This window comes from Paenibacillus sp. 01T442 (genome assembly GCF_056398345.1).
The window spans coordinates 1-14,191 of the sequence record NZ_JBFTPF010000105.1 but is presented as its reverse complement, the minus strand read 5'-3'; the positions used below and the strand labels follow the sequence as shown (position 1 = coordinate 14,191).

At 47.6% G+C, this 14,191-nt stretch carries 10 protein-coding genes, 1 rRNA gene and 1 riboswitch; all 11 genes read right to left on the bottom strand.

Going from position 1 to position 14,191, the window contains the following annotated elements:
* Positions 1-74, bottom strand: a 16S ribosomal RNA gene (locus AC1DLM_RS32460); the annotation flags it as partial.
* A gap of 368 nt (positions 75-442) precedes the next feature.
* The gene (locus AC1DLM_RS32455) at positions 443-1,846 is read right to left on the bottom strand and encodes an NCS2 family permease (protein ID WP_441990823.1); all 1,404 of its coding nucleotides are present in this window, start codon (positions 1,844-1,846) and stop codon (positions 443-445) included.
* A 233-nt stretch (positions 1,847-2,079) separates the two neighbouring features.
* Positions 2,080-2,180: riboswitch (purine riboswitch) on the bottom strand.
* Between the two features lie 130 nt (positions 2,181-2,310).
* A complete protein-coding gene (locus tag AC1DLM_RS32450) occupies positions 2,311-2,673 on the bottom strand; it encodes a DUF1304 domain-containing protein (protein WP_441990737.1) in 363 nt (120 codons plus the stop codon).
* Positions 2,674-2,831: 158 nt separating this feature from the next.
* Entirely contained in the window at positions 2,832-4,370 is a 1,539-nt protein-coding gene (gene guaA / locus AC1DLM_RS32445; RefSeq protein WP_441990738.1) for a glutamine-hydrolyzing GMP synthase, read from the bottom strand.
* Positions 4,371-4,479: 109 nt separating this feature from the next.
* Entirely contained in the window at positions 4,480-6,978 is a 2,499-nt protein-coding gene (locus AC1DLM_RS32440; RefSeq protein ID WP_477572296.1) for a DUF4129 domain-containing transglutaminase family protein, read from the bottom strand.
* Positions 6,965-8,176, bottom strand: coding sequence for a DUF58 domain-containing protein (locus AC1DLM_RS32435; protein ID WP_477572295.1), 1,212 nt, complete (start codon positions 8,174-8,176; stop codon positions 6,965-6,967). Before AC1DLM_RS32435 ends, AC1DLM_RS32440 begins: the two co-directional genes overlap by 14 nt.
* Positions 8,177-8,186: 10 nt before the next feature.
* Complete coding sequence (locus AC1DLM_RS32430) at positions 8,187-9,164, bottom strand: AAA family ATPase (RefSeq protein ID WP_477572294.1); 978 nt, start codon at positions 9,162-9,164, stop codon at positions 8,187-8,189.
* 64 nt (positions 9,165-9,228) lie between these two features.
* A complete protein-coding gene (locus AC1DLM_RS32425; protein WP_477572293.1) occupies positions 9,229-10,695 on the bottom strand; it encodes a polysaccharide deacetylase family protein in 1,467 nt (488 codons plus the stop codon).
* A 200-nt stretch (positions 10,696-10,895) separates the two neighbouring features.
* On the bottom strand, positions 10,896-11,378 hold the full coding sequence (gene bcp / locus AC1DLM_RS32420) for a thioredoxin-dependent thiol peroxidase (RefSeq protein WP_477572292.1): 483 nt from the start codon (positions 11,376-11,378) through the stop codon (positions 10,896-10,898).
* Positions 11,379-11,524: 146 nt separating this feature from the next.
* Positions 11,525-12,436 (bottom strand): RNA polymerase sigma-70 factor, encoded by a 912-nt coding sequence (locus AC1DLM_RS32415; protein ID WP_477572291.1) that lies wholly within the window; start codon positions 12,434-12,436, stop codon positions 11,525-11,527.
* A gap of 44 nt (positions 12,437-12,480) precedes the next feature.
* Positions 12,481-13,755, bottom strand: coding sequence for a phytoene desaturase family protein (locus AC1DLM_RS32410; protein ID WP_477572290.1), 1,275 nt, complete (start codon positions 13,753-13,755; stop codon positions 12,481-12,483).
* Positions 13,756-14,191 lie beyond the last annotated feature (436 nt).

Genomic DNA, 14,191 nt, shown 5'->3' with positions numbered 1-14,191 from the left:
TAAACCCGCTCGACTTGCATGTATTAGGCACGCCGCCAGCGTTCGTCCTGAGCCAGGATCAAACTCTCCATAATAGTGGACGATTGCTCGTCCTATTTGAAAAAGCTTAATTGCTCATTTGAAGCTAGCGAGATTTTGCAATCTCTTTTTTGAACGATTACTCGTTCGTGCTTACTCACTCGTTGTTCAGTTTTCAAGGATCAATATTCCATGCGCCCGCTACCGTGTTACCGAAGCAGCGAGAAGTAATATACCACATCAGCTCATTCGAATGCAAGAACTATTTTTAAGTTTCTTTCGATTCTCTCATTCTTTCGTTCGACCGCCGAAGCGACAAGGAGTAATATAACAAATCCTCCAAGGGATTGCAAGTTTTTTCGACATGGAAATAAACGGAATATAGAAAGGCCCTGGTACAGATGTACCAGAGCCCTAACTTTTTTTAACCTTGGCTTCCAATAAAGACGTATCGAGCAATAATTAGAAGGGCTAGAATCCACATTAACCAGTGGACGCTGTATTTCTTCTCACTTTTGCCACCTAAATTAGCTGCTGTAGCTAGAACCACATAAGTCACGATTCCAAAGGAAATTCCGTTCGCAATGTTGTATGTGAAAGGCATCAATACAAGTGTAAGGAACGCTGGGATCGCAACAACGAAGTCCTGGAAGTCGATTTCTTTAATGGATTGAACCATTAGGACACCAACAACAATCAACGCTGCCGCAGTCGCGGAACCTGGAATCAACATCGCAATTGGCGCCAAGAACAGAGCAAGCAAGAAACATACGCCTGTCGTTACAGCCGTTAGACCTGTACGTCCACCCTCTGCTACACCTGCCGCACTCTCTACGAATGCTGTTACTGTACTTGTTCCAACTAATGCACCGCCGCTAACACCGATCGCATCAACGAACATCGCTTTACCTACACGTTTGTTACCTTCTTCTTTGTTCTTCATAATACCTGCGCGTGAAGCTGTCCCTACCATTGTGCCGAAAGTATCGAACAACTCAACGAAAGTAAATGTAGCAATGACAGAAACAATCCCTGTCGTCATGATGCCCGCGAAATCAAAATCAGCAAAACGCAGCTTGGACATATCGGGTACCCATGTTGTTTTGTCACTAGTTAACGTACCTAGATCCACCATACCCATGAAATAACCAACAACCGTTGTTGCAAGAATTCCGAACAAGATCGCGCCACGAACACGAAGCACCATTAAGATGGAGATCAATAGAATACCAACGATGGTTAAAATAACACCTTTATCTTCTAATGAACCTAGATGAAAGATCGTTTCAAACGAAAGAACTTCTGTAAACTGATGTGCTTTAATATCATTACCCGCTTCAACTGCAACGCTGAGAATGCCGCTGTTCTTGAAACCGATCATGGCAATAAACAACCCAATCCCCACTGTGATCGCATGCTTCAAGCTATCTGGGATAGCGACTAGAAGCATTTGACGGATTTTCGTAACCGTTAGGATGATAAAGATTATACCGGAGATAAACACGGCCGTGAGTGCCATCGAAAACGTAAATTTACCTTGTGAGGTCAAAATAATCGTCGCGAAGTACGCATTCAAGCCCATTCCCGGTGCTAGTGCCACAGGAAAGTTTACGAAAAGCCCCATTGCAATCGTCATCACGCCCGCCGCAATCGCTGTTGCTAAGAAAATGGAAGTCCAGTCTCCGCCAGTTGCCCCTGATTTAAACGCACTTAATACATCTGGATTTACCGCAAGGATGTAAGCCATTGTCATGAACGTTGTAATCCCCGCCATGATTTCTGTTCTTACCGTGGTGCCATTTTGTTTCAATTTAAAAAAACGATCCAAATCCATTTTCCTACTCCTCCTAAACGAATGGTGGGGAACCAAGGATAAACGCCCTTGTCGTCCTTCTAGGACGAGCGCGTTTACCAAGGTTTGCGAAACAAAAGTATACATCTATACTTTTCTGGCAAACAGCAAAAAACCCGGAATCGTGTTGCCTGATTCCGGGTACGAAAAAGGAGCCGTCCATATGAGGGCTGCCTTCAATGTGTGAAGTCGCACGTAAAACTCATACGGAAACCGTTCCTTTTTTTCGTAGCCAGATCATTTGCGGTGATCTCGTAGAAACTCTCAGGCCAATTCCCGAGATTATACGAAAAACTGTTATCCAATTTCATATTCTAGTTAAAATTTGATCTAGTGTCAACAAAAAAGACGAACATTATACGGGTAAAGATTCCCATATCGTTCGTCTTTTTCTAGTTTACATTCATATTCCCATTCAATGGAAATCATAGCCGATTCCGCTAGGTAAGAAGGACGAAAACAAGCGCTACAAGAGCAGGCAATCCCTGCACAAGCAGAATTGATTTCTTGGCTGTGGCGCCTCCAAATACGGCTGCGACAAGTACGCAAACGAGGAAGAAAATCTCGATCGATCGCCCGACCGCAGCGTCCGGATGCACAAGGCCCCATACAAGACCTGCTGCCAGAAAACCATTGTACAGCCCTTGATTGGCTGCCAAGCTTTTCGTAATCTGAGCATTCTCTTTCGTCATACCGAAAGACTTCATCGCGCGTGGAGTTGTCCATAAGAACATTTCCAAAACTAAGATATACAAATGCTCAAGCGCAACAAGTCCGACCAAAATCATTGCCATCATTGTCATAATTTTTCCTCCCGTTGGTACTTCAATATATTAGATGTTCCTATTACTGTAACATATTTATCCAGTCAAATCGCTCAAAATAAAAGACTCTCTTCCAGCTGGTCTACAGCTCAAGAGAGTCTTTCTTTCACACTATTGGTGTTGATTAAACTGTCAATCTATTCCCACTCAATCGTAGCTGGCGGCTTGGAAGTGATGTCGTATACGATACGATTCACGTTCTCAACCTCATTGACGATACGAACGGAAATTTTCTCAAGTACATCCCAAGGAATACGAGCCCAGTCGGCTGTCATGCCGTCGATGGATGTAACTGCACGGATACCTACTGCATAGGAGTAGGTTCTGCCATCGCCCATAACACCAACGCTTTTCATGCCTGGAAGTGCCGTGAAGTACTGCCAGATCTCGCGATCTAGGCCAGCTTTGGCAATTTCGTCGCGCAAGATCGCGTCGGATTCACGAACGATTTTCAACTTATCCTCAGTAACTTCACCTAGAACACGAATAGCTAGACCAGGACCTGGGAATGGCTGTCTCCACACGATTGCGGAAGGAAGACCACACTCTTCGCCCACTTTGCGCACTTCGTCTTTGAATAGTGTTTTCAATGGTTCGATGAGCTTGAACTTCATATCTTTCGGCAGACCGCCAACGTTGTGGTGGGATTTGATCGTTTGTGCGGTAGCTGTACCACTTTCTACGATATCGGTATACAACGTGCCTTGCGCCAAGTAAGTAAAGTCGTCAAACTTGCTGGATTCTTCTTCAAACACGCGAATGAATTCGGTGCCGATGATTTTACGTTTTTGCTCCGGATCCGCTACGCCAGCCAATTTGCCGAGGAAACGATCTTTTGCATCGATTTTGACAACTTTCATATCAAATTTGCCGACAAACGTCTCCATAACGCTTTCGCCTTCACCTTGACGAAGCAATCCATGGTCAATGAACATACATGTCAATTGCTCGCCGATTGCTTTGTGAAGCAAGATAGCAACAACGGAGGAATCTACGCCGCCGCTAAGTGCGCAAAGCACTTTTTTATCGCCAACTTCTGCACGAAGTTCTTTAATCATATCTTCCACGAAGGATGACATCGTCCAATCGCCGACACAACCACACACTTCGTAAATGAAGTTGTGGATCATTTCGTTACCTTGAACTGAATGACGAACCTCTGGGTGGAACTGGACAGCATGGATTTTGCGATCACGGTTGCTCATTGCAGCAATTGGAAGTGACTCCGTGCTAGCTTCAACAACAAAACCTTCAGGTAGAACGGAAACATGGTCACCATGACTCATCCATACCGTTTGTTTCGCCTCTAGGCCTTTGACTAACGGGCTTTGGTTCGAGAACTCAAGATCTGCTTTCCCGTATTCACGCGTATGTGCGCGTTCAACTTTCCCGTTCAATTGGTGGGCAATCAACTGCATGCCATAGCAAATGCCTAAGATTGGAATACCCAAATCGAAAATGCCAGCATCAACCGAAGGAGCTCCTTCGCCATAAACACTTGCAGGCCCGCCGGAGAACACGATCCCCTTAGGGTTAATCTCACGAATTTTATCAACCGTTGTATTGTGCGGCAGCAATTCGCTGTAAACGCCTAAATCACGGATTCGTCTAGCAATCAGTTGGTTATATTGGCCTCCAAAATCTAAAACAACGATCAATTCACTTGGTTTACTCATATCCGACCTCCTAGATTCATAGCGATTGAAGATTGGGTAGACCTTGTCCACTTACCGCTATTTCTAGGTACTAATTTTAAACATTAGGCACCTAGGATGTAAAGGGGATTTAATGTGTCTTTTGAATGGCTTTCCAAATTGCTGTAATTTCCCGCTTCGAATAGGCAAAAGCACGCGCCGGATCGTAGCGGACACTTTCATAGATGTGAGCGAAAGCCATCAGTGCCTGTTGCTGCCCTTGATGGGCCACCTGGAGATTCATGACATATTCGCGAACCGTTTGATTGGCAGGCTTTACACCGTATTTGCGGAAAAGCTGTCTCCATAATCGATCCATAAACGGCGTCAACGGATGTTGCTGATTAGGAGATCCATTGTTGTAACTTGAGAACTCCACCGTTCTGCGCAACAAGTATCCTTGACGTCTTAGTACGACATATAGGCCAACAAGTAAACAGATAGTGCAAATAAGAACAAAAACGGCACTCTTATAAGCCTTTACTAATTGGATGAGATTATTCTTCATCGTGTGCAACCATTCACTCGATTTGGAGATGATGGATTTAGTCACCGGTGCATTCGTAAGGGAAGCTGTCATCCCCAGCTGCTCCATGGTTGCTGTCGTTAACCTATCTCTAGGTTGATCGACGGATATCCCTGAGAAACCAGGTGTCGGCTCGAATGGCACCCATCCCATCGAAGGGAAATAGACTTCAACCCAAGAATGCGCATCTTGATTGCGGACAACTACCTCGTGCAGCCCATTGTCATCGGTGGCGTCTACTGTTCCTTGAGCATACCCCTTCACCCACCGAGCAGGTACACCGACAGAACGTAGCATAACTACCATGGCCGTGGAAAAATGATCACAATACCCTGTTCGATCTACGAACAGGAAATGACTGACGAAATCTTCGCTTCGGCTGGGATTGGTCGGCTTTTCGAGACTGTAGGGAAAGGATTGGCTCAAATATTGCTCGATCGCTACTGCTTTGGCATACGGCGTCAACCGATTTTCGGTAACTTGCTCAGCCGTGCTTCTTACCGTCCGTGGCAACGACTCAGGCAATTGCAAATATTCCCGCGTGATCTCTTCCGGATAAGGTGCGATATCTGTGTTCAAGAGGTCAGGATTTTCTTTAATGGGTTGCACGGTGATTTTGTAATAGGAAAGAGGGTCAGCGATCTCCGGCAAGGTCGTTAAGCCACTCGTTTCGGAAGTTAGCACATTCCAAGGTGGAATAGGTTTTCCTTTTTCACTCAGTAGCATATCAATGCTCCGCAGCCCACCACCTACGAACAATTGCTTATTGGCCGCCTTCTCATTCATTAAAATCTCTTGCACAACGACCGGAGCTGTCGCCGATGAACTAGAAGCCACGAAAGGTTCTAGCTTCTGAGTAGGCTGGGTCCAGCCTTTGCCATCGTAGAAGCTTTTGGATTCGCCGCGCCAGTAGGTGAGTTCAGAGGTTTTGGCCGTAAACACTGGCGAAGTGTCCACTTGGAGTGGACCTCCTAAAGACTTATCGTTCTGGCCATACCCAGAAGTCGCCACAGCTGGGCTCACTCCCGTCTCCTCCTCATAGAGCTCAAACAAACGATCATACCAATGCGCCCAGCTTACTGGCTTCATTAAAGGCTCGGACTCGGTTTGCTTAGCCGACAACCAACCCACGCCAGACAACATACCAACGACGATCACACTAACTATCAGCCACTGCAAATAATGACGTGAACGCACAGTTGTCACGCGATAGGTCTGTTCGATTCTTGAGAGATTGAGAAGAGCCATCAGAAGCAACCCATAACCTAATGTGCGTATGATTCCTTGTACGGTATCCGCTCCAAATACGAGCTGTATACCTACGAGATAGATCAAGGTAGCCATCACAAACCAAAGACTATGCTGTCTTTGGAGCATTAGAGCTTGAACAACCGAAAGCAGTAATGTCCAACCCATTAGAAACAGGAGCGTGCGCATTTCACCGCTGATCAGATCAAAATGAGCCTGTACGATATAGACAAAATCTTGCGCAAGCGTCCTCACCAACGAGAGGATCCATCCTCCAGCAAGTAAGGTTTCGCGGTTAAACATATATCCGATAAAAACCACAATTATGCTGCACTTTGCCAGCCATCCCCATCCATAAGGGACTCGGAAGCAATCCAGCGCAAGACACAGTGCAAACACAACAAGTATCGGTCCAATTCGGATCAACTCATCGCCCATCCATGCCAAAGGTCGCAGCCATTCCGAGAGAAGGAGAAAGAGCAGCAGGGTGATGAGACCGTCTCGGAAGAGACTATTAGGTTGAGGCGGCGGGCTGTCTGCGCGGAAGATGAGTTTGGATGGGTTGCGGGATGATGGGTCTGGGTGGAATGGATTGGCTTGTGGGCTGCTTAAGGGTGAAGTGCTCAAGTGCGGATTGCTTATATTTGTAGTGCCTAAAGACGAATTGCCTAAAGACGAAGTGCCTAAAGACGAAGTGCCTAAAGACGAAGTGCCTAAAGACGAATTCCTTGCGCTCGAAGTACCTGCGCGCTTATTAAAAAAATGCGAAGTGCGAGAGCGCGCGTGCAGCCCGCGACGTGGTTCAAGCGGTTGCATCGGCAACACCCCCTTGCCTTGGCCACTGGCTCTGCGGATGCGGCACTTCCGTGAAGCTGCAGCCTGCGGCCTGCAGCTGGGAAGCCCCCTCTCGCTCTGCGACCGAGAGGGAAGGCCGCGCGTGCACGTAGATCACGTGCACGGCTCGGCGCCTGGTGCCGCTATCTGCGATCGCGCGCACCAGCGCCACATCCAGCGTCGATGTGATGCACAGCATCGACGCATGCAGCGGCAAGTCTGCCGCCTCTTTCCTGACGAGGTCAGGAAAGGACAGGGCGGGCTTGCCGCCAACGCTCGCGAGTACTTCGTACGCGAGCGTCAGATCGGGGCGAATCGTCGGCGCGATTCGCCTTGTGTTAGAGGAGCTGCAGGCGAAGCCGCAGCTCTCTCGCCCATTGGCGGCGGCTTCGAAGAACCCCGCCGCGAGGGCGACGCCCTTCTCCAGCAGCGGCTGTGCCGCTTCTGCTGGGCCCGCCGCAGGCGTGCTATCGAGCAGCAGCATCCACTTCGTGGAGGCGGCCTGCTCGGGTTCTTTGGTCATCAGACGGCTCAGGCGAGCCGTCGATTTCCAGTGGATGCGGTGATACGGATCACCGCTGACGTAATCACGAACAGAGCTGATCAGCGGCGTTTCGCCCTTGGAACTAAGTGTTGTTGAGCCTTCCTCCGATTGAAAGGTCATCCCGCTTCGTCCCAATGCATCCGGCCTTGGATACACAACATAACGCTGCAAATCTTCCCTCTGTACTCTGCGAAGCGCGAAACCAAAGAGATCCCCTGCCGCAGCTTCAAAATGAGCAAAACGGTAACTGCCTCGCATGAGATGGGTTATTTTGTAAGGCAGCAGAATCGACTTCTGAAACCAAGGGAAAAGCAGCTTGCTATACGTCAGCTTTCTCCCATTTCCTTCATGGATCCAAGTTTCTTTCAACAGCAGCCACGGCATTGGAACCCAGGAACGATGCTGGATCTCCAGCACGATCGTTACATCTTCGCCTGCGAGAAACACGTCACCTAACAGGCGCCGATTCAAGTTCAAACCTTTCAGCGCAAATACATAAAATAATCCGGCCTGTATCCAGATCAACGATAAACAAATCCCAAGATACCACGCAGCGAATCCACCTTGGCGATAAGCCAAATAGATCACCAACACACAACTTACCAGCAATAGCGTCGTCTTCCCCCAGCTTTTCATGTCATGTCCCCTACTTCGCTGTGACATAACGGAGAACTGGTGTTTGCATACCATCTAATAAACCCTGAAGAATGAGATCTGCCGAACGGCCCATCATGCGCGCATCCGAAGTGAGAATAAGCCGGTGCGTCCATACAGGTAAAACCAAATCCTTAATATCATCCGGAACAACAAAGGTTCTCCCTTTCACATAAGCCGCCGTTTGTGCAGCACGCATCAACGCATAAGATGCCCTCGGACTTGCACCTATGTAAAAATCAGCATGATCTCGCGTCGCTAATGCTAAGCGAACGATGAAATCTTTTAACGTATTATCCACATGGATCATGGCCGCTTCCTTCTGCAATTGCACAAACTCATCCTGTACAATCACCGGCTTCAAGCTTTCCAAGGGGTGTCGATCCTGCAAGCGATCCAACATTAGAATCTCTTGATCATGCGTTGGATAGCCAAGTGAGAGCTTCATCATAAACCGATCCATCTGCGCTTCCGGCAACGCATACGTGCCTTCATAATCCATCGGATTTTGCGTCGCGATGACGACGAAGGGCTTCGGCAACTCATAACTTGTGCCGTCAATGGTCACTCGTTTTTCTTCCATCGCTTCAAGGAAAGCAGACTGCGTTTTCGGGGAGGTCCGATTACATTCGTCCGCAAGTACGACAGACGTCATTAATGGCCCTGGCCGAAACTCAAACTCATTGCTTTTGACATTAAAAACAGAAACACCGGTCACATCCGAAGGAAGCAAATCTGGCGTACATTGAATTCTCTTAAACTCGCAACCGATCGTTTTGGCTAACGCGCGTGCTAGCATGGTTTTACCTACACCAGGAACGTCCTCTAGCAGTAGATGCCCGCCGCTCAACATCGCGATAAAAGCTTTCTCTATCGTTTCTCTCTTGCCAACTATCACTTTCTCTACGTTCATGATCATCCGTTCCACAAGAGGCTGCGGTTGATCGAATATTCGGGTTTTCGATGCCATAGACAAGAAGCCTCCTTTATAAGGGTATGCTTCTAGTTTTTCCAGCTCTCAACTCTTTTAGACATTATCCTGCCATTGCAAATAGAGAGTTTTTGAGAATTCGATTATTTTCTTTAAAAAAGTGAAGGGGACGCAGCGCCATAGAAACCTCACGGTAGTCGGGATCCATCACAGCATTCGTAATACGGCCGCCGAGTGATACGATCGTTTTGCGCAGTGGCACGATAATTTGATTATCTTGCATGTTCATATCCGCTAACGAATAAGTGGCTGTTTGCTTGCCTAAAGTGAACAAACTAATGCTTCTATTCACAAGATCATAGTCCATATCATAAATGCCGTAATGGGCATTGGCTGTTTTCGTATCCGCCTGCCACGCCACTTTCCCACCCATCTTCTCGATCAGATAGCGCAGAGGCAACTCTATTTGATTCGCATGCAGCTTATAAATGGAAGGTTCTATGGTAAACGTATTCCCTCCGAGTACATGAACCTGCAGCGGCAAAGCAGCTTGCTTAGCTAGAATACGCGCAGCCTCCGCTTCTTCTTCCATCTTCGCTTTCGCTTTCTCTTCAGCTTCTGCCTCAAGMTTCTGCGCGAGGCGCTTTTCCTCTGCCTGCTTCACGAGATCCGATGGGCTCGGATGAGCGACTGCATATTGCTGCGTTTGATCTATCATCGCTTGGAATTGCTTCATGCTCATGCTCCGCGACCATTTCGGCTTCATGATGGCGAATTGCTTGGGCTTCACTTGATCTGTCAGCGTGGCGAAGGCGTATCCTAACTTTTTGTAGTAGCTAATCACTTGGGGTAATACTTGGACAGAGGATTCATGCCCCGTTCCATCGTGAAACAGAATATTAATTTCGTGATCCAGGGGGGAAGCTTTCACCGTCTGCCAAATTTCATTTACCGGCACATTCGCTCTCTTGGAGTCTCCACTATCGACATTCCAATCCTCCATGATATAGCCTGCTTGCTCCATCAAATAAAAGTAATAGGCGTCAAAATTCGTTGCTGTCCCGCCAGGCGCTCTTACGAGTTGAGGTCGTATCCCCACGATATTCGAAATAACGTCTTCGCTGCTCTGGATTTGGTTCCAAAAGGTTTGAAAATCACTATAAAGCTCTTTATAAACATGATTATAGGTATGATTGCCGATGGCATGACCGTCTTTTACGATTCTTTTGAGTTCAGCAGGATGCGCTTTCGCTTGTTCACCAAGTACGAAGAATGTTGCTTTAACATCTTCTTTATCTAAAATATCCAGCACCTGATTCGTCAACTTGCTAGGACCATCATCAAACGTCAGATATACAGTAGGCTGCTCCGGTGTTACGTAAGTCCTCTCACTCTTCAGTCGCTTCCCTGCTTGAAGCTGCCCAAACGCCTCTTGTACGGACGGATCCCCTTCATTGTCCGCGGCTTTGGCTGGCATGCTGCCAACCAAGAGTGAAACTAGTAAAACAACAACCATCATGATTTGAAATCGTAGTCGTCCGTTGTTTGGGGTTTGTACCTGTGAGCGCATCCGATGATCCCTCCGCATGTTCTATCATTTTGACATCTGATAGATTATATGGGCAGAGGTGCAAGAGTATGACACAAAAAAAGCGATCCCTCTCCGTAAGGAGAAGCATCGCTTCGGGACTTATCATCCCTTTATATGGAAGAAACTGTTCCGCGTATCTCTACTAAAAATAAGTTGACGAATACGAGATTAGAAGCAGCCTATTTCATTTCTATCACAGCATCCAGTACAGACTGCACGTGATTCTTAATTCTCACTTTACTCCATTCTTTTACGATATAACCTTTCTCGTTAATTAGAAACGTCGATCGAATAATGCCCATGTACTCGCGGCCATACAGCTTTTTCAACGCCCATACCCCATACTTCTCTGCTACCTTATGATTGGTGTCTGAAAGCAGGAGGAACGGCAGCTCGTACTTCGCAATAAATTTGTCATGCGAGTTCAGCTCATCCGGGCTGATACCAATCACTTCTACACCTAACTCCGCGAATTTCCCGTTGTAGTCTCGAAAGTCGCAGGATTGCTGGGTACAGGTTGGTGTATTATCTTGTGGGTAAAAATAAATAACAACTTTACGCCCTTTATAATCGGCTAAAGAAACTTTCTCTCCATTGGAGGCAGGCAGCGCGAAGGCTGGTGCCTTACGCTTGGTTACTGCCGTTTCACTTACTTTTTTCAATACGGCTCTCTCCTCTTTCTCGTCTTGCTAGGCAACTCTTGACTTCCTCCCATTATGCGACATTCACCGGATGACATCAAACGAAAAAAAGCTGCCACGAATCGTAATGACTCCTTAGCAGCTTTCTATAATCTAAGATTAAGACCTCACGCTTCCGTTTGCCATGTTGCAATGTGCCTCAATTTATCAGGATTCACGACGATATAGAAAGCCTTGATCTGCCCCTCCTCTAGATGGAATGTCATCACATTATTAGGCTGATTATTCACATACGCAACAATGCCTATTTGTTCGTTCACTGTCGTTACGGTAAAGCGATAGTCCTCCGGTAATTTGGCTAAAATCCCAGACAAGAACTTGGCAATTCGCTCCGCTCCACATATAGGGTTGGTCGCCGCATTCACCTTGCCCCCACCATCAGAGTATAGAATGGCGTCGGATTTCACGATGGTTAACAGTTGCGCGATATTTCCTGACACTAATGCGTGTACGAATTGTTCCACGATCGCTGTCGTTTGTTTCGTTTCACTCGCCCGCTCCGGCGGGAGGCTTATCGCATTCTTGGCTCGGCGGAAAATTTGACGGCAATTCGTGCTGCTTTTGCCAACAATTTCGGCGATTTCATCGTATTCATATTGCAGGACCTCACGAAGCAGGAATACCGCCCGCTCCACCCAAGACAGCTGCTGCAGAAGCAAAAGGTATGCGGTGGATAGAGATTCTTTGTGCGTATACGCGAGTTCTGGTGCGATCTGATGATCTGTGCTTGTCGCGCTTGTCGTCATCAGTGGTTCCGGCAGCCATGGCCCGACGTACACCTCTCGTTTTTTGCTGGCGGAGCGCAGGCTATCGATGCAGCGGTTGGTCACAATTTTGCATAGATAAGCCTTGGGATTGTGAACATGCTCCAGATTCGTCTCATTGGCATACAGAAATGCATCCTGCACCACATCCTCCGCATCCATCACACTTCCCAGCATGCGATACGCTAGTGAAAACATTAACGGTCTATAGCTCAGATAGATCTGCTCGGAAGCTTCTGCTCCTGTGATCTCCATCTTGTCACACCTCCCGATCTACTGGTATCTGTAATAGGATAATTCTAAGCGAACTGAGGCGTTTTTAAAATAGCTTGAGCCGCACGTCTAGCACTTGCCGCCGAGGCATCCGCGAGCATTTCGCCATGACTTGCCCAGTCACCCGCTACAAAGAGTCCTCGAATGCCTTCAACGGCTGGACCTGTTTGCAGATTGGATTTACCCACATGTAAAGTGTCATGGACGACCGTCATGTTCGGCAGAAACTGTTTCGTTACGACTTCTTGCTCCCAACCAGGATGTAGGGTATTCATGGCAGCAGTAAGGGCTTCCTCATCCTCTTTCGGATTACTTTCTCCAGATCCGTTATATTTGACCATATGCACGACGAGTGTACCGTCCTCACTAAGCTTGGCATGTAAAGTGTGATGCGAGAAAAAGATCGGTTGGTCCAACGCAATCGCCACATCTCGACCTGGAACGGAGAGCTTTTTCAAGCCTAAATCTAGGCAGGCAGCTTTCGAAGGGCGCGCTTCGTCCCTCCACTGTTTCAATATCGTTCGGTCTGCGTTCGGGACTAGCATGTAGGTTTCCGATGGGGACGCAGTGCTGATGACATGCGATACCTCTACCATTTCTTCATGGGCAAGTTTGATGCCCTGCACCTGACCGTTCGCGTGTACGATTCCTTTCACGTCGGAACCGCTTATGATGTGGACACCTGCATCAATCGCTTTCTGTTGGAGCTGATCGACGATCATTTGCCAGCCTCCGTGGATGTACAGCACTCCTTTTAATGAGCGCCGTACCTGCCCTAGTACAGGGCCAGCAAGCTGATCTGGATCAAATGTGTACGTTGCCGTTCTGCACAAAGAGTAAAAAATATGACGAACCATTGGATCCGCAATTTCTTGCTCCGCCCACTGTCTAAGCGGTATGTTTTCAACCTTGCTCGCGTCCATTTTGGTTAACCGTATGACGAGTCGCAGAAGTCCCAGTTTCCCTGACCAGGTGAGCAGCTTCGATGTGATCATGCTGAGCAGTGTTGCCGGCATTGGCACGACCCCTTGGTTCCACAGTGCATTGACCTTCGCAGAAGGTGAGCCTCCCTCGATGCGAATACCCAACTCTCGCAGAATGCGAAAAGCATCTCCTGCACGGTATAAAGCATGGCCCCCAAGGTTGAAAAGCACACCGTTTTTCTTATTCGTCATCGCTCTGCCACCCATTCGTCCCGAACGTTCCAGCAGAACCACGCTTCTTCCACCTTTGGCTACTTCAAGTGCAGCAATGAATCCAGCTAAGCCTCCGCCGATGACGGCTGTGTCGTATTTAGTCATGTTCATCATCCTCCAATTTCGCTTTATATCTATAAGGCGAAATTGGCGTGTGTTTTGTGACAAGAGAAGAAAGAATTTTTTGGATGCAGGGCTGAGACGTGAATTGAGGTGGCTGAGGTGAGGAATTGAGGTGATGAGGTGGCTTGTTCTGCGCGCGGGCACAGGTTGAGGTGGTTAGAGTAGCTTGTCCGCGTGTTTAGCTGTATAACCTACAGTTAATTATCGCGGATTTGCTGGTTTTCCCGATATAGCTGTAAAAACTCCAGTTAATTTTATGTAAATTTGAAGAAACGGGACAAACGTTGAAAATTAACTGGAGGAAATGCAGCTAACCCCTCAGAAACGTAAAATACGGTTCGAATAGATGTAGAAAATCCAGTTAGTTGATACGTAACAGCTACGACTGAGCTTGGCTCGGGGTTGGGTTGGGTTGGGT